This window comes from Vibrio sp. M60_M70, assembly GCF_037162085.1.
GTDB classification, from domain to species: domain Bacteria; phylum Pseudomonadota; class Gammaproteobacteria; order Enterobacterales; family Vibrionaceae; genus Vibrio; species Vibrio diabolicus.
Genome location: NZ_JARLUL010000002.1, coordinates 999,376 through 1,017,254, shown reverse-complemented (window position 1 = coordinate 1,017,254; position 17,879 = coordinate 999,376). Strand labels below are relative to the sequence as shown.

Below are 17,879 nucleotides of genomic sequence, written 5' to 3'. Positions count from 1 at the left end.
AAACATAGTAATAGTAAACGGATAAAGTGGATAATATGAAAAGGAATATGCCTTACCTACCTAGCTTCAAATTGACTGACTTTGATATAAAAACGTTAGTACAACCTATCCTCTGTCCTAGAAGCCAAGAAATTCAATATTACGAAACTTTGTCTAAGATAAGCACTTTTGATAAAAGCAACATAAACAACGACGTATTCTTTTCCATTATAGACAACACGTTTATTCAAACTCTCGCTTTACAACAAATTCGATTTTCTCTTGAAAAATACCCTCACCAACTACACTCTTTTAATATTAAACTCTCTTGTTTAGCTGACGAAGATTTTGTCCGTGAGCTTTTAAGCTTCAATGGTGCTAAGTTTGCTCTTGAGATAAGCGAGCTTGATTGTTATACCGAATCAAAAGAAATACGCGAAAACTTATCAGTGTTACAAGCGAACAATATCGAGATTTGGCTGGATGACTATCACCGTAACAACAAGCTGGCTAACATGTCACTTGGCAACATACTTTGGGATCGTATCAAGATTGACAAAAGCTTTCTAAAACACGCCGACCAAGAGTCTATACAAGCACTAGAGTACTTCTTAGCCCCTTTCTGCTTACACGGATTGATCTTCGAGGGTGCTGAGTACATCGAACATCATAAGATGTTAAAGACAAGCCACTCGTTGACTCAAGGTTACTATTACTTTAGACCGTCCCCATTAAACTCTCTCGATTCAAAACCGTGCGCTTCCGACTCCGGAAAGCTCTCGTATGTAGGATAGACAAAGAGCCCAAAACTTTCAATATAGAGGTCGCACAGGAATCAAACCTTGCATAAACACTGAACTTAAAACGTCTGAACAATGCAACCAACTGATAAATAAAAGCGTAACACTAGATATAATGACTAAAAAACGTGTTTATGAGTAGCTAAAGATAACTAGGACAATTTAGAGCTGATGCTTTAAAGCAAGCTCTGTAAAATTGTTGACATTTAGACTTTAAAGCTTGCCTAATCACATTCTAAAAGTAGCTCTAATATTCTCCCATTTACCTTACAACTATCCGAAAAGGTAGTCAGAATAATGAAACCACTCTCCTTCCAGAGTGTGCCTTATATAAAGACCAAACTGGTTATGTACTTCTTAATTAAAAATAAAGAACTATAAAAATTTGCCAAAGTAGGACCCTCTTGTCTCTATAGATAGGGCCCTTTTAATTTTTATGTAATAAATTAGATTAGCGCTTTTTTTAATATAGGCGGGATACGGCCTCATCTTTATAGGCGCGATGTTGCTCAGCAAGCACTTTATTGAAACTGTCTAATGCGTTAGTGAATGTTGCCTCGGACTTATCTTCAGCCCATTCTCCAATTTTAGAGAGCAGATCGGATTTGAGTGTTTTCATATCCTTCGAGCCTTCAGCCATCTTGGTGAGCTCTTTTGCCGCATTGCTAGAAGGCTCAATCAGTTTATTGAATACCTTCTCCAAACCTTTTTGGTGATTATCGCAATAACGTTGCCAAAGCTGTGGCTCTTGCCCCACTGACCAGCCGTTAAACTTGGTTTGTAAGTAGGTTAACGTGTCATCACCTAACCACTCAGATAAATGCGTATTAGAAGAAACACTCACACCACCACCAAACTTAACAGCACCTGCAGTCACGGAACCTTTGCCACCTAGTGAGCTGGATTCCGTCGCGCGAATGTATTGAATATGGAATTTATTGTCTTCCCCTTTCACCATGTTTAACTCAAGTTGAGCACCGAGTCCAAGTGCACCTTCCAGCCCTAAAGTCGCGTCACTTGGCAACTGAGCTTCGATGGAGTTTCTCGAAAGAAACTGACTAAGCGCCTCCCCTAAAACCGCACGAGCAAAGGTTTTCTTCTCACCTTGTGCTCCCTCTTTTGATGACGGCTCACCTAGCGGGACATTGGCAGTGAAGGCGATATTAAGGTATTCACCATCATTATCGGGGTTGATGTCACCTACAATATTGTTGTATTTGACGACCATTCCAATGTCTTTGCTCACACCCGGAACTTGCACAGATACATTACCACTCAGTTGTACGTTGGTGCTTTGCGCCCCCGACACTAGCGTTAGCTGTTTTTCAATGTCTCGCTTTTGGTCAAGGTTCATCTGAGGGTTACTATAAGCACGGTCGATCTCGGTAAGGAATTGGCAAAAACCTGCTTCGTCTTTATTAAGATAAGGCACCTCTCCCTCAGAGAAGCTCGCCAAGTAAGCTTGGGTTAACGCGACATGACTACAGATCACCGCGCGTAAATACTCTCCTCGACCAACAGCACCGCGGTCACTTTCCATACCATGCTTAATAACGCCCATTTGCTTATCCGCATCGCGGCTTTTACTCGAATCCTTCTGGTTAACGAGGATTGAATAGCTCTCGTACTCTTTGTACAAAGTGGTAATGACATCTTTGATCTCAGCACGCTTTGCTTTCAAGACATCAGCATTGAGTTCGCCGGTTTTGGGGTTTTGAGCCGTTGGATCTGCTTTTACCTTTTGGGCAAGGTCACTGACCTCCAACGCCGTTTCTTTCATCCACTCTAAACCTTGTGAACCGCTTAGAGTCTGGCGACTGCCAAGAAATTCAGCGTCTTTTGCATATCCTTCAAACGGTACTGAAACAGTAAAATAGTCCGGATTACGAGCCATAAGTCGGACAGGTTGCTGACGCAGTTGTTGGAGCAAATCGGTATGCTTAGTGAAGTAAGTCTCGGTTATCGACGCAGAGCCACCACCGCTGATTTTAGAAAGATCTTTTATCCCTACACCAGCACCGCCAGAAAGACTTCCAGCAAAGGCTTCTGCTCTCACCGGAGCATCGTACTTTCTGCCTTTTACTTCTATTTTGTCGCCTTGTCCTAAGATCCCTTGCTGACGTAAGTCTTGCTGTAGTTTGTGGTTGTTTGCGACAACACATTCAAGTAATCGGTCAGCTTTACGAGCTTGATGGATACCGCCTAAATTGGTCAGTTTCTTAACACCACTTCCTGCAAGCATCGCGACCATATCATTGGCATGATAATCCACAAACGACTTAAGATTCGGGAAGCTTTGTGCTGCGCCCAGCCCCAAATTACCACCAAACACTTTGAAGTCGTATTTGAGCTCAACGGTTACCGATGCGGCCTCAAGATTAAACAGACCAAGCGCAGGACCTATCTCAAAAGAGGTCGATACGGCTGACTCCGTGCCGCCTTTAGTTAATCCACTGAACTGCTCGGTTAATTGCTGTTTGAATTGATCACGTAGCTGCTCTAGCCCTCCGCTGCGCAGTTGTTCTGCTAGTCCGGAAATTCGAGTTTGCTCTGGAGACCCCTTTTCCAAGGTCTCGCATACGTTCGCTAGCGCTTGATATGCGTTGCTGTAGTTCTCTGCGGTCTTAGCACTCTTTAGTGTTGACACCGCATCACGGGCACTATTGACACTTTCAGATACAGGAAGACGATCCAGCGCTTTAAGTAATAGCGAACGATCGCCAGTTTTAAATACGTTACCAAGCGCCGAGTTGGCAAACAGTTGTAGATTGCTAGAAGTAGAACCTAGATACGTTTCTACGTGTCCTGCCGCAGCAAGCACCTTCCCAAACTCTCGGTTTGATAAGGTATCGCTCTTTTCTTTTAGATAAGGCGTTTCCAATAAAGCCGTTTGGACAGATTGGGGAAATTAGTGAAGATTTCCCGTTGATTTTGGCTAAACAAGGCTTCAACGCGGTGCGCAGATGATAAGCTAGCTTTGCCACTTAGCTGTGGATTGCTCGCTACATTTAGCGCCAACGGACTGGTGTTGTTAGTAACTTCCACTTCCTGTACAGGTTTAGTATCAAGAGAACGATCAACGAAAGACGTATTCACTGAAGTCATGGCATCACTCCTAAACAAATAAAGAACTGCGAGGAGAAGAGAAGCCACTCATATCCTGCGCATCAACTGTCGCCGGCTCCGCCTCTAATAACTTTTGCTGCCAGTAGCTAGCAGCATCGACAAACCCGGAAAGAAGTTCAGAAAAACGCAGTTGGTCTTGGTGGCTCACAGACATAGCGAGCAAAACACGCTTCTCATCGAGCAACGAGAGCGTTGCACCATTGGTTGAATTCCAGAGACAGTTTCCTTCAAGAAGCCCCCGCATTTGCCTTTCTTCTATCAGTTCTCCAACCAAGGCATAAATAACAAGTTCATTTACGCGAAGTTCGAGATTGACTATCATTTTAGGCTCTTCAAACATTACCGCTGTTAATGAGAATTCGTCGAAAGAGACTGGCTGACCTACTGTGTCACCGAGCACTTTCTCCCACTGCGTTTTTTCCATAACAACTCCAAACTTTTCCAAGAGAGGTTCTGACGCCACGGTTAACAAAATACAGTTTGTTATTATGGCCTCGTTTTTAGCTCATGTTAAAACTCTCAGAAAAAGGGCGTTATCAGTAACAGACTTTTTTTTATCAGTACTCGGCGAAATTTTTTAGGCGTTATGTTTAGAGTTCTATTTTCTCTTCGATATTTTTTAAATCGGCTTACACTAGTATTTAAGGTAACTTACTACTTTATTAATCCTTTATAATAAATATATTTACAGTATGATTACCTTGCCCAAAAAGCATTCCTATAAGAATTTATAATATAAGATATAAAAATGTTATTTATGATGGTCATTTATAAACAACATCAAGCTAACCCACCTAAAACATCAAAAATTAAGAAATTAATAGTCACTTCAAATTGAATCGATATTAGGAGTTCCCTTCGTTAATATGGATACATGATAACGATAGAGTACATATAACTTTATAGGTATTCGGAATAATTCGTTCTACAACTGTGAAATAATTACACTTGATGCATTTAAGTTTTCATCATGATATAAACATGCCTATTTTTTACGCTCACAACACCAATTACTCTGAACTTCAATAGTGCATTTACGCATCATTTTTCGTTGTTAGCAATAGAACTAGAAAGGTTGGCTTAGTAGTTATCAACATTTTAGTACCCAAAATAAAATGTTAAGATGGTCACATCAGTGCTGTTGTAGCTACAAGTGAAGAATAAAATACATTTGGTACCCCACTTGATGCCACACCAGCTTAGCCATAAAAACTAAAGGTATATTTTTCAAATGGTTAATAACTCAATCCAGTGGTTTCCTGGCCACATGCACAAAGCACGCAAAGAGATCGAAGAAGCAATCCCACAAGTGGATGTGATCATCGAAGTACTGGATGCTCGTATTCCTTTCAGTAGTGAAAACCCTTTGATTTCTCAAATCCGTGGTGACAAGCCGGTCGTTAAAGTCTTGAACAAGCGTGATTTGGCCGATCCTGAGTTAACTCAATTATGGATTGAGCACTTAGAGCAAGAGCAACACGTAAAAGCAATGGCGATCACGACGTCAGAACCGCAAGAAGTGCATCGAATCATGGAGCTTTGCCGTAAACTTGCCCCACACCGTGAAGAGATCGGTAAAAACATTCGTACCATGATCATGGGGATCCCAAACGTTGGGAAATCGACAATCATCAATACTCTAGCTGGTCGAACGATCGCGGTGACTGGTAACCAGCCCGCGGTAACACGTCGTCAACAGCGTATCAACCTACAAAATGGCATCGTTTTATCCGATACTCCAGGGATTCTGTGGCCAAAAGTGGAAAACCCACACAGTGGCTTCCGTTTAGCTGCTACTGGCGCTGTAAAAGATACTGCAATGGAATACGACGAGGTTGCGTTTTACACCATTGAGTACCTAGCAGCCCACTATGCAGACAAACTTAAAGAGCGTTACCAAATCGAAGAGCTTCCTGAATCAGATATCGAGATCATGGAAGAGATTGGTCGCCGCCGTGGTGCACTACGCGCAGGTGGACGTGTGGACTTGCACAAAGTATCAGAGATTTTGTTGCACGAACTTCGCCAAGGCACACTAGGCCAAATTACACTAGAGCGCCCAGAAATGATCACTCAAGAGCTGATTGAAGTCGAGATTGAAACCGCTCGTAAAGAAGAAGAAAAAGCGAAGCGTAAAGAAGAGCGCCGCAAGCGCTACCTACGTAATAAGCGATAAACTGATATTATTTTTTCCCAATCATATTTTAAGGCGCGATTTTCGCGCCTTTTTGTTATCTAATGCGCCCATTTTTTCACTTTTCAAACTTTATATTCCTCATACAAAATCCAGATATGAAGCACGAAAAAACCACCGCAAAATCGCCGTATAAACTTTAAGCACAAACTAGTTTAGACCCCGGGCCCCTATAGAGTTACAGCCACCATCCAACCCTCAAATGTCGAGTTTGCAAGGGTCTGCAAACTTATGCAACCTGATTAGTGACACTCTCCCCAAAATCCGCAATATGAATAAGTGTCAGCGCTGGCGTTTTTCCATATGAAGAAGAGATTTATTATGAGTGAAACTATACAAAGCAAACCACTTCCTTCCTTTATTGAGGAACGCCTAGATTTTCATATTCAAGATCTAATTGAACCGAACGAGAACAAGAAACACCTTGTTCTTGGTAAACGTCCACCATGTAATGCCGTTGTTATGCAAAGCAATGATTACCTGGCACTGTCTCATAACAAGGAGATTCAAAACGCGCATCGTGATGCGATTTCTCAACACGATGACAACGTCGTGATGTCCGCGATTTTCTTGCAAGATGATGAGTCGAAACCTGCATTTGAAACTCAACTAGCCAGTTTTGTCGGCATGCCTAGCTGTCTGCTTTCTCAATCGGGATGGGCTGCGAATGTCGGTTTATTACAGACTATTTGTGCACCGAACATACCTGTGTATATCGACTTCTTTGCGCATATGTCTTTATGGGAAGGTGCACGTATCGCAGGAGCACAAATTCATCCGTTCATGCATAACAACACCAACCACTTACGAAAACAGATTTCACGCCATGGTTCGGGAATTATTGTTGTGGATTCGGTTTACAGCACTATCGGAACCATTGCTCCTCTACGTGATATCTACGAAATAGCACAAGAGTTTGACTGCGGCTTAGTTGTGGATGAATCGCACTCGTTAGGTACGCACGGTACGCAAGGCGCTGGGCTACTGCAAGAGCTGGATTTGACTCATATGGTGGATTTTGTAACCGTAAGTCTTGCAAAGACATTTGCTTATCGTGCTGGCGCAATTTTAGGTGCAGAAAAGCTGGCTAAGACGCTTCCATTTGTCGCGTATCCTGCCATTTTCAGCTCCACCGTGTTACCGCAAGAAATTATTCGGTTAGAAAAAACACTGGACGTCATAAAAAAAGCCGATGACAAGCGGGAGATTTTGTTTAAAAGAGCGAAGTCTCTAGCCGTTGGTTTAAAACGTATTGGGTTTACTATTCGCAGTGAGTCGCAAATTATCGCGCTAGAATGTGGCAACGAAAGAAACACTGAGCGAGTTCGCGACTTTCTAGAAGAAAGGAATGTCTTTGGTGCAGTTTTCTGTCGCCCTGCAACAGGAAGAAACAAGAACATCATTCGTTTTTCTGTCAATGCGGACATGACTGCCGCCGAAGTCGATCACGTTCTTTCCGCCTGCCAAGAAGCGTTTGTTCATCCCGATCTAGAGTTTGTATAAGCTAGAGTGTAGGTAAAAATAAAGAGCTCAGCAGTTTTGCTGAGCTCTTTATCCGTATTCGCGTTATGATCAACTCGTCTCAAGATAACACAGTTGCGAGTGATTAAATCCAGTTTGCGATTTTGTCGAATAAGCGATTTTTATCCGCTGGTTTCACGATAAAGTCAGACATGCCAGAAGAGCCTATTTTGTCCAGCGTAACAGGTGAGCTATCCCCAGTATGCGCAATAATAGGTACCGACGCATAGTTTTTATCCGAGCTTCGAATTCGCCTTGAAGCTTCTACACCATCCATGATGGGCATCTCGATATCCATAAGAATGAGGTCAACGTTCTCTTGCTCTAATGTATCCAGTGCTTGCTGCCCGTCTTCTTTCTGAATCACTTCAAAGCCCTGCTTTTCGAGTAACATCGCGGTAAATTTTCGCAAAGATTCGTTATCATCCACGACCATAATTGTCCGCTTATTTGACGTATCCAAAGCCACTGAGGCCGTTGGTGTCGACACATAGCTTGAGTCATACAAGAGACGGTCAATGGTTGGCTTAGTATTCAATAACCAGGCTTGAGTCTCCACCCAAATAGGCTCATATGCCGCTTTGCGTGCTCTCTGTGTCGGGTGATGCTCAAAAAGATAAACGATACGAGCTTCCGTGAAAGACAGAAGAGATTCTAATCTATCTAATTGGTTTGCTCTTGCATCCAAGCTCTCAAGATCGATAAAAATCAGGTCGAATTCGAACTCATACTCTTTCTTTTTGAGCACTTGATTAACATCTAAGATCGTTGATTCAAAACCCATAAAACGGCTAATGTCCGTCACTTTCGACACAAGAATATCTTGATTAGTCACCGTTAGGATGGTTTTGAGTTTGGTCAAATCGTTTTTAATTTCAGTCACGATATCAGATGTGATCGGCGGGAAAGTTAACGTGAACTGAGACCACTCACCTAGCTGAGACTGGCATTCAATGTTACCTCCAAAAGAACGCATCACTTTTTTACAAAATGGCAAACCCAAACCATAGCTGCCTGACTTACCAGTTGTGTAAAAGTCCTGAAATATATTACGTAGGACATCAGGAGCAATACCAGCACCATTATCGGTTACAACGATTTGGTTTGAGTGCTCCGTGCTCGTCATGGACACATGTATGTGGAAATCTTCAGATGTGCGGTGATGGAAGGCGTTCTTGAAAAGGTTATACATAACGTATTTAAGTAAGGTATCGCTACCAAGAAAATCAAACTCACTTCTCGCATCTAGGGATATAGCAAAGCGATCCGTCGCACGCTTATAACTAAAGCTTTCAATCGCTTTTTCAACCACAGAGTGAGCAGAATGCTTTTGAAAACTGGATCGCGAGACACGGTTTTCGTCTATCGATGTCAGAAGTAAATCTATCGTCTCGTTGCCCGACTGGATGATGTTCATCGCATCCTCACTAACTTCGCGCAGCAGGGTGACATCCTCTCCGCTCATCAGATATTGGTCTTTCTCGGCTTCTTTTTTATTGGGTAAGACTGATTGGATAACATCGATTGACGTGCAAAGGCCACTTAAAGGGTTACGCATTTCATGCGCAATTCCGGCTCCGAATGACTTGGCCAACGACACTTTCGCTTCGTGCTCTACTTGGTTCCGAAAGTAGAATAAATTGCCAAATACATAAATAAAGAGAAAGATTGGCACATGCGTCCAGTCCATTGTTAAATCGAGATGAAACCCTTTCGCCACCCAAGCAAAGAACGTCGCTAAACCTATTCCGGCAAAAGTTTGAGCGAACATAACTCTTGTGACATGAACCAATAGAATGTGCAAGAAAATCGCGGACATAAAGGACATGACCCAAACATTGGACCAGTCATTCATCAGTAACATATAGAAAAAGAAAAACGGTAAGCAGATCGTTATCGTCACTTGGTAGTAAATATGGATATATTTTCGCCACGTTGACGACAAGCGGTTTCTAAAAATGATGCCAAAGAACAATAGTGAACAAAACAGTCTGAGCGGCAAGTTTTCATAAGCCTGTGGGAAAACAAAATCCCAAACAAAGTAGTACAGCGGAAAGCCAAGAAACCCCATCCAACCAACGAGAGTCAGGTTGGGTTCTGCATATTGATAAACCTTACGTATCGAGTCCATATTATCTATTTTGCCTACTCCGCCTGACGTCCCAATAGTGTGATTTGCATTCATTCTTATCGTTTTATTATTAAGTAATTATATATTACTTAACGCTTATAAGCAGCGCGAAATGGCGCAAATATTTCGCGACGCTTGTCTTTAATTTCAATCTTTTAAGATAGCGACACTTGATTTACAACCAAATAAATGAAGTTGCATATAGTTTAGTGTAATTTTGCGATAATCGCGTTGTATCCTAAGGGATGTTAATCTCATATACGTTCGAGACATTTAAACAGCGCCTTTGGCTCGAACTTCCAAAGATTTAACGACAGCATTCACTGTGGATGTAACGCGGTGATGAACAATTGGCTTGGGGGGTGTTATGGAACCTTTACAAATAAAAAACGTAATTTTTGATGTGGGAAATGTATTAGTACGCTGGTCTCCGGTAGAGATTGTTCGCTTAACATTTGGTCACTCAGTAGAAGCGGAAAAAATGGCCCAGTTGCTGTTTTCATCACAAATCTGGAAAGACTTAAACAAAGGAATCATTTCCGAAACGGAAGCCAAACTGTGCTATCAACGTGAGCATCAGGTGACAGCGGAAGAAATGGACCGCTTTTTTTACTATGTCAAACATACACAAATATTACTTTACGGCAGTGTCGAACTGCTAAAAAGAGTAAAAAGTGCAGGATATCGCGTTTATGCGCTCACAGACAACGTCAACGAAATTGTTGAGCATCTTCGTACTACCTATGAATTCTGGCCGCTGTTTGAAGGTGCAATCATCTCTTCTGAAGTGCAGTTACTAAAGCCACAAGCCGAGATCTACCAAGCCCTACTTTCAACATATCAGCTTCAGGCCGAGGAAACGGTATTTCTTGATGATATGCCATACAACGTCGAAGGGGCCCGAGCGGTAGGCATGGAAGCCATTCAATTTGAAAATGCTCAGCAATGCGAGTCAGAGCTAAAAGCCATGGGGCTTTGCTTTTAAGTCGCCCACTGAAACACAAAACTTTAGGACAGGCACAAAAAAAAGCAGCGTTGATGCTGCTCTTATTGCTAAGCTAAAACGTCAGACTAGGAGTAAATAACGTTTTCTTCTATCCCACTAACTAATGACTGAGCATTCTTCCAACGGAATACCTTCTCCAATACTTCTGTACCACCTGGCGCACGCCAAGTTCGCTCTTGACATTCTTGACCTCCAATATGGCGGTAGAATTCAATTGCAGAAATGTTTTGCGATACGACTTCTAGATAAAGACCAGTGTCTTTAAAGTACTGTTGCTGCCATTCTGCGACAGCAAGTAATAGCTGTTTGCCAATACCACGACCACGGTAGCTGTCATCAACATGCAGTGCGTCAATAAAGGTTCCACGCTCGAAGTCATGGTTGCCAAACACACAAACGAAGCCGAGCAACAAACCACCCTCTTCCGCCAAGACAATGTGCTGGTTGAATGGTGGGTTGGTCAGACGGGTTTGCCAGATCAGTAGTTTGTCGTCAATCGCCTCTTTATCAAGATAGTTATCACTAAGAATGCCACGGTAATGACGCTTCCAACTATCCGCATGAAGATGCGCAATGCGCTCGTAGTCCTTATATTCCGCTAATCGTAAATCCATTACGTATTCCTATTTTCTTACATTTTTTACTTCTTTATAGAGTCTCGGCATATTCCACCTTTATAACACTTGTTTCTTGGCAGATTTTATACACCTTAAGCCAGAGCTCATTTTTTAATACTACTCATTATTCAATTAAAAGCAAAATATCCCATCAAGTTCCTTAATGTACATCCAAAGGAACAGTCACATTTGTCTAACTTTAATTTGACTTACACGTGTACGCTGATACTCTGGCGAACAGTTGTTAGCTCAAAGTTAGGAATACACCTGTGACTCAAAACAAACCACCCATTATCTGGTTGAATACATTGATATTTTCTTCCAGTTTTGTTCTGACTTTTATTGTAATGCCTTGGTATGCATATCATTTTGGACTGGGTTGGGAGCATCTAGTTTGGGGAGTGATGGCATTCAGTTTTACGAATCTTTCTATTACAGCAGGCTATCACCGACTCTGGAGCCACAAAACATACGAAGCTCATCCAATTTTACGTGCTATTTTTGCGATTGGAGGAGCATTTTCTTTGCAAAATAGTGCATTACACTGGTCTTCTGATCATCGTGTACACCACAAGCATGTCGACAATAACGACAAAGATCCTTACTCAGCGAAACGTGGCTTTTGGTATTCTCATATTGGTTGGATGTTACGCGACTACAACAAATCGCAGGAAAACGAATACACCAACTGCCGCGATTTAAAGCGTGACAAAATCGTCATGTGGCAACATAAGTACTATGTTCCACTTGCTCTACTCACCAATATTGGCTTTCCGGTCGCTCTTGGTATTATCTACGGCGATATTTGGGGTATGTTATTAGTAGTTGGTGCCGCTCGACTCTTTATGAGCCACCACACGACCTTTTTCATTAACTCACTTGCGCATGTTTGGGGAAAACAGACTTTCACGGACAAAAACACCGCTCGCGACAACGGCGTGTTAGCCTTTTTCACATTTGGTGAGGGCTACCACAATTTCCATCATATCTTCGAGAATGACTATCGTAATGGTGTGTATTGGTGGCATTACGACCCGACAAAGTGGTTGATTAAGTCTTGTTCTTGGCTTGGACTCACATCTAAGTTGCGCACAACGCCTACATTTAGAATTGAAAAAGCTCGCGCAACTCAACTCTTGAAGAAAGCAAAAGAAAAACTGGGAGCAAAACCGAATACGCAAACGATTCTTGATCAGTTACAACACGAGTTTGATGCGCTAGTTCATCACATGCAGGAATATTATGAGATGCGCAAGGAAGTACTCGGTGCAAAAACAGCCAGTGTGGTAAAAAAATACGAGTGCTCTGTGACAAAGATAAAGTATCAGCAAATCAAAGCGGAGTTCGAGCGGCAACAACGCAGTTGGAACCTAATGGTGCGCCGATACGCTTAACTTAACCCATCCTTACGATTTAGCTTCGCTTCGGCGAAGCTTTTTTGTTGCAAGGATTATTACCCTCTCCCAACTCACTGAGTTGTTTCTTTTTCTCATTTTGAATCAATACCCTCACTATTTATTCAAATTTCTGGTCATATTTTCCTTCCTGCAAACAGCTTCAAACCAGCACATAACACTTAGAAAACCAAATTCCAACAATACAATCTAACGAAATTAATTATTAAATTATTATTTGTCTCAGATCATGCAAGCCCCATATTTGTCTCGTGCCACAGTTAAGAATTCTGTAAATTCCTTGTCATAAACTGAAACAGTTTCTTTCTTTTTTTCATAACATTCGGAGATCCCTATGTTAGAGCTCTTAATTGGCTTAGTTGTCACCATTGCTGTGGGTTACTTTATCGTCAAAGGCTATAAAGCAGCGGGCGTGTTACTGACGGCTGGTATTGCTTTACTTCTTATGACTGGCGTATTGGGGCATGACGTGCTGCCCTCAAAAATCACCTCAACCGGTAACATGGTGACAGACGCGCTAGAATACGTGAAATACATGCTACAATACCGCGGCGGCGGCCTTGGTATGCAAATCATGTTGCTATGTGGCTTCGCTTCCTATATGACTCACATCGGCGCGAATAACGTTGTAGTGAAACAGTTCTCTAAACCGCTTTCTGTTATCAAGTCTCCTTATGTCCTTTTGGTAGCGGCTTACATTGTGGCGTGTTTGATGTCTCTTGCGGTAAGTTCTGCAACTGGCCTTGGCGTACTATTAATGGCGACATTGTTCCCAATGATGGTCGCGATGGGGATCTCTCGTCCAGCAGCAGTTGCAGTTTGTGCCTCTCCTGCGGCAATCATTCTTTCTCCAACCTCTGGTGATGTGGTGATCGCCGCCGAAAAATCTGGCTTGGCGCTTGATGTGTTTGCGGTACAAACAGTGTTGCCTGTTTCTATTTGCGCAATCATCGTGATGGCTGCCGCGGCTTTCTTCTGGAACAAATACTTAGATAAGAAAGAAAATACGCCAATGGAAAAAATTGACGTATCAGAGATCAAAGCCGATGCTCCAGCGTTTTATGCGGCACTGCCATTTCTACCTATCATCGGCGTGTTCCTATTCAACGGTCGTACCATTCCAGGACTTAGCCTAGACATTTACACTATTGTGGTCGGTTCGATTTTCCTTGGCGCTCTGATCCATTACGTTGTAAATAAGTTTGATGGTAAGAAATCACTGGAAGATTTAGATTCTTGTTACGCTGGCATGGCTGACGCGTTCAAAGGCGTTGTGATGCTTTTGGTTGCAGCGGGGGTTTTTGCACAAGGTCTAATGTCTATCGGCGCTATCGATAACCTACTTCACCTTGCAGACAATGCAGGTGCAGGCGGTGTTGCTTTAATGCTTATCCTTACTGCATTGACAGTTGCAGCAGCGATTGCAACGGGGTCTGGTAACGCGCCTTTCTATGCATTTGTAGAGTTGGCACCATCTTTGGCTGCAAAAATGGGACTAAACCCAGCGTTCCTAATTATCCCGATGCTTCAAGCATCAAACCTAGGTCGTACTATCTCACCAGTGTCTGGCGTAATCGTTGCGACATCCGGTATGGCGAACATCAGCCCGTTTGAGGTTGTAAAACGTACATCTGTTCCGGTTCTTGCAGGTCTTATCACAGTTATTATTGGCACTATGGTACTTGTTCCAATGAGTGCCTAACGGCATCGCCAATATTGCTTATCGACAAGGCCCGGCTTCTAGCTGGGCCTATTTCTTTCATCTCTCCAGTGCCATTATTCTTTCTGTATTGCTTTGTAAATGCATTTTAATTGTTACTCAACTCGTGACATATTTCTCGGTTATTACATCGCTTCTTCAGAAGCATTTGCTTAATATCTCAACAGTTTATATAAGAACTGAATACATTAAGAAAATGGGATTTATTATGACTGCATTTATTGTCTTTATCGTTATTGTCCTGCTCATTGTGGTGTACGCCGTCAGTATCTACAACAAGCTCGTTACTCTACAAAACCGTTTCAAAAACAGCTTCGCTCAAATAGAGGTTCAATTAAAACGTCGATACGATTTGATTCCGAACTTAGTTAATACTGCAAAAGGCTATATGGAACACGAAAAAGAAACATTTGAACGTGTTATCCAAGCTCGTAATCAAGCAATTGCTGGCCTGAAAGCAGCCAGTGACGCGCCTGGTAGTGATGTGGCAATTAGCCAACTAAACCAAGCGGAAGGCATGCTGCAAAGTGCGTTGGGCAAACTTAATGTTGTAGTGGAAGCCTACCCTGAGCTTAAAGCAAATGAAACCATGAGTCAGCTTCAAGAAGAATTAACCAGCACTGAAAACAAAGTTGCGTTTGCTCGCCAAGCATTTAATGATGCGGTAACCAGCTACAACACATACAAACAAACGTTCCCGCCAGTGTTGTTTTCCAACGCATTCGGATTCCAAGATGGCAAACTGTTAGAGTTTTCTGACAGTGCTGAAATACAAGCGGCCCCGAAGGTTGAGTTCTAATGGATTTCTTTGACCATCAAGATACCGCGCGTCAACGCACTGGGCTTTTGGTGTTCCTGTTTTCCTTAGCAGTTGTCACCATCACTGGTTTGGTAAGCGTATTATCGATTGGTATCTATTACGGAGTAACAGGCGAACACTTTGATCAAGAAACCGCACTTACCTACGTCTTGTTGTGCTTTGCTGGCGTATTGCTGGTTGTTACGATAAGTTCAATGGTTCGCTTATCCGCCCTCACCTCCAATGGAGGCCGAGGTGTTGCTGAGAGCATAGGTGGCAAGCTGATTTCCTCAAACACCTTAGATGCAAAACATAGACAACTGCTCAACGTTGTGGAAGAGATGGCTATTGCATCTGGCATTCCGGTTCCTCCCGTCTATGTGATGCAGGAAGAGCGCGGCATCAATGCTTTCGCAGCAGGCATGAGCATTGATGATGCCGTCATCGGCGTCACACAAGGCGCACTGGATAGCTTCACGCGAGATGAACTACAAGGTGTCATTGCTCATGAATTCAGCCATATCTTAAACGGAGATATGCGTTTGAATACGCGTCTTATCGGCGTACTGTTTGGCATCACTTGCATTGCACATTTTGGACACTTGGTCTTAGATAACACTCATCATACGAGTCGCGTATCAAGAAGTTCTTCCGATTCCGATAAAGGCTTTGCGGTTATCATGCTGATTGCGATTATCTGTTTGGTTCTGGGCTGGATTGGCACCTTGTTTGGCTCGATGATCAAAGCCGCAATCTCTCGTCAACGTGAATTTCTCGCTGATGCCAGTGCCGTTCAATTTACTCGAAACGATCAAGGCATTGCTGGTGCACTCAAGAAAATTGGTAGTCATATGGCGGGTTCTTCATTGAATACAAAAGCAAGCGATGAGATGAGCCATATGATGTTTGGTCAAAGCAAACTCTCCGGCTTTTCTGGCCTATTTGCTACTCACCCTCCACTAGAAGAACGGATTCGCCGAATTGAACCTGGTTGGGATGGAAGTTTTTCTCAAAGTTCGCATCGTCCAACGACAAGCTTTGAGAATGATAACGTTAGTGGATTCACATCAGGGACATCGACACAACCGGAGAAACCAACCACCGCAGAACTCAGCGAAGTAGGTCAACAACTACTTAACCAACTTCCTTCCGAACTTGTCGACATCGCTCGTGAACCGTACAGTGCGCGCTTTATTGCTTTTGCCTTGATATTTGATGGCAGTGAACTCCAGCGAGAGATGATAAAAAGTCATATCCCAAATGTGTCTCAAGCACAATTATTACCATGGCTGGATTATGATTTGCCTCTTCATCTACGCTTTCCATTACTCGAACTCTCCATCCCTGCCTTGAAATCGCTGAGTGAGGGTCAGAAAAACAGACTGTGCCAGGTGCTACGCGAACTCTCTCAAACTGATGATCACTACTCACTCGCAGAATGGTGTGTCATCAACTTATTGGAGAAGCAACTACTCGAATCGTATGGATGTACAAAACAGATCCAATCTTTAAAGCAATTAAAAGAGAGTGTGTTTTGGCTACTGCGCGAATTGGCTTGGGTTAGTCACTCTCAACCGGAAGACGCTCAACGTGCATTTAGCAACGCCCTAACCTGTTTGGGCTTTAATGATGCAGAGTTACAACCCGCAAATAAGAACTGGGGCCTAAATCGCGCTGCTTTAGAGCTCCTACTGCAACTCAAACCGAAAAGTCGTCGCTTGTTCGTAAAAGCGTGTCGATTAGCGATTGAATCGGATGGAAAGGTTACCGTTGCGGAAGGAGAACTCTATAGAGTAATCGCCTGCTTCTTAGAAGTTCCAGAGCCGCCACTAACCGTATCAGTCAATACAGAACAAACCCTACCGAGCCAAACACAACAAGCTAACTGACTTAGCTTTAAACAAAAACGCCAGCAAAAGTGCTGGCGTTTTTTCATTATGTTTTCTTATTTGACGATTTACGCTGACTTAAATCGATCAGGGATCTTAGTGATACTCTCTCGATAACTAAACCATAAGTAGGTCACGGCGAGAGAGAAGAATAAATACGAAAGTGCGAATACGATTGGAGATGTAATTAATTCAGCCGACATTCCCCACATCACACCAACAACCGTTATCGTCAACTTAGAAAGCATGCCGCAAATTAGTAAGAATAAAGCAAGCTGTGGAAAGCGCGAGCTACGGAATGCAAAGAAATAGCAGCTCCCTACCGCTAGAGAAGCAATAGATAGACCCAACATAAATGAATGGATGTGATCTGCAGATGCGACACCAGCAGATACCGAAGCCATGAGTAATAGGAACAGTTTCATAAGTCACCTCACAACAAGTCTAAAAAAGCATCCATTCATAAATGAAATCTCATTTTTCGCTATATTCTGCTCCTATAATCTGCAATTACAAGTGACTTTTTTGTTCACTTAATGCACAAAAAACCTAATCAGCTCTAGTTATTACAAAAGGTTAACAATTTAAATTTAAGAAATCCTTTACATCCAATACTTACGGCGATAAGACGATATTTCAGTCATTTTTGTTACAGGGAGTTAACACGGTAACATTTTGAAAT

General features: G+C 42.7%; 14 protein-coding genes. 8 read left to right on the top strand and 6 right to left on the bottom strand.

What is annotated here, in order from left to right:
• Window positions 1-35 precede the first annotated feature (35 nt).
• A complete protein-coding gene (locus tag P4S59_RS20160; protein ID WP_337169205.1) occupies window positions 36-773 on the top strand; it encodes an EAL domain-containing protein in 738 nt (245 codons plus the stop codon).
• A 469-nt stretch (window positions 774-1,242) separates the two neighbouring features.
• Here the strand turns inward: P4S59_RS20160 and P4S59_RS20155 are convergent, their stop codons facing one another.
• From P4S59_RS20155 to P4S59_RS20145, 3 genes are read right to left on the bottom strand one after another with little or no spacing between them, the layout of a single operon-like run.
• Entirely contained in the window at window positions 1,243-3,660 is a 2,418-nt protein-coding gene (locus tag P4S59_RS20155; protein WP_337168943.1) for a hypothetical protein, read from the bottom strand.
• Entirely contained in the window at window positions 3,642-3,884 is a 243-nt protein-coding gene (locus P4S59_RS20150; RefSeq protein ID WP_337168942.1) for a hypothetical protein, read from the bottom strand. The genes P4S59_RS20155 and P4S59_RS20150 overlap by 19 nt, the downstream gene beginning before the upstream one ends.
• Before the next feature lie 10 nt (window positions 3,885-3,894).
• Window positions 3,895-4,329 carry a type III secretion system chaperone gene (locus tag P4S59_RS20145; protein ID WP_124007818.1) on the bottom strand — a complete coding sequence of 145 codons (435 nt, stop codon included), beginning with the start codon at window positions 4,327-4,329 and terminating at the stop codon, window positions 3,895-3,897.
• Between the two features lie 807 nt (window positions 4,330-5,136).
• Between P4S59_RS20145 and ylqF the strand changes: the two genes are divergently transcribed.
• Together ylqF and cqsA are read left to right on the top strand one after the other, a co-directional pair.
• Window positions 5,137-6,081 carry a ribosome biogenesis GTPase YlqF gene (gene ylqF, locus P4S59_RS20140; protein ID WP_005376521.1) on the top strand — a complete coding sequence of 315 codons (945 nt, stop codon included), beginning with the start codon at window positions 5,137-5,139 and terminating at the stop codon, window positions 6,079-6,081.
• A gap of 339 nt (window positions 6,082-6,420) precedes the next feature.
• A complete protein-coding gene (gene cqsA, locus P4S59_RS20135) occupies window positions 6,421-7,602 on the top strand; it encodes an alpha-hydroxyketone-type quorum-sensing autoinducer synthase (protein ID WP_161444694.1) in 1,182 nt (393 codons plus the stop codon).
• 103 nt (window positions 7,603-7,705) lie between these two features.
• On the opposite strand, the gene P4S59_RS20130 is transcribed toward cqsA, so the two are convergent.
• Window positions 7,706-9,751: a hybrid sensor histidine kinase/response regulator gene (locus tag P4S59_RS20130; RefSeq protein WP_182033029.1), complete on the bottom strand. Its 2,046-nt coding sequence runs from the start codon at window positions 9,749-9,751 to the stop codon at window positions 7,706-7,708.
• A gap of 367 nt (window positions 9,752-10,118) precedes the next feature.
• On the opposite strand from P4S59_RS20130, the gene P4S59_RS20125 reads away from it, so the two are divergent.
• Window positions 10,119-10,736, top strand: a complete 618-nt coding sequence (locus P4S59_RS20125) for an HAD family hydrolase (protein ID WP_337168941.1) — start codon at window positions 10,119-10,121, stop codon at window positions 10,734-10,736.
• A gap of 86 nt (window positions 10,737-10,822) precedes the next feature.
• On the opposite strand, the gene P4S59_RS20120 is transcribed toward P4S59_RS20125, so the two are convergent.
• Window positions 10,823-11,371: a GNAT family N-acetyltransferase gene (locus P4S59_RS20120; RefSeq protein ID WP_005398196.1), complete on the bottom strand. Its 549-nt coding sequence runs from the start codon at window positions 11,369-11,371 to the stop codon at window positions 10,823-10,825.
• 272 nt (window positions 11,372-11,643) lie between these two features.
• Here P4S59_RS20120 and P4S59_RS20115 point away from each other — a divergent pair, with 272 nt between their 5' ends.
• The 4 genes from P4S59_RS20115 (at window position 11,644) to P4S59_RS20100 (ending at window position 17,197) form a co-directional block, all read left to right on the top strand.
• Window positions 11,644-12,768 (top strand): acyl-CoA desaturase, encoded by a 1,125-nt coding sequence (locus P4S59_RS20115; protein ID WP_005398197.1) that lies wholly within the window; start codon window positions 11,644-11,646, stop codon window positions 12,766-12,768.
• 355 nt (window positions 12,769-13,123) lie between these two features.
• Window positions 13,124-14,491, top strand: a complete 1,368-nt coding sequence (dcuC, locus tag P4S59_RS20110) for an anaerobic C4-dicarboxylate transporter DcuC (protein ID WP_005398199.1) — start codon at window positions 13,124-13,126, stop codon at window positions 14,489-14,491.
• A gap of 226 nt (window positions 14,492-14,717) precedes the next feature.
• Complete coding sequence (locus P4S59_RS20105) at window positions 14,718-15,308, top strand: LemA family protein (protein ID WP_258687078.1); 591 nt, start codon at window positions 14,718-14,720, stop codon at window positions 15,306-15,308.
• Complete coding sequence (locus tag P4S59_RS20100) at window positions 15,308-17,197, top strand: M48 family metallopeptidase (protein WP_337168940.1); 1,890 nt, start codon at window positions 15,308-15,310, stop codon at window positions 17,195-17,197. The genes P4S59_RS20105 and P4S59_RS20100 overlap by 1 nt, the downstream gene beginning before the upstream one ends.
• A gap of 68 nt (window positions 17,198-17,265) precedes the next feature.
• Here the strand turns inward: P4S59_RS20100 and P4S59_RS20095 are convergent, their stop codons facing one another.
• Window positions 17,266-17,622 carry a hypothetical protein gene (locus tag P4S59_RS20095; protein WP_005398137.1) on the bottom strand — a complete coding sequence of 119 codons (357 nt, stop codon included), beginning with the start codon at window positions 17,620-17,622 and terminating at the stop codon, window positions 17,266-17,268.
• Window positions 17,623-17,879 lie beyond the last annotated feature (257 nt).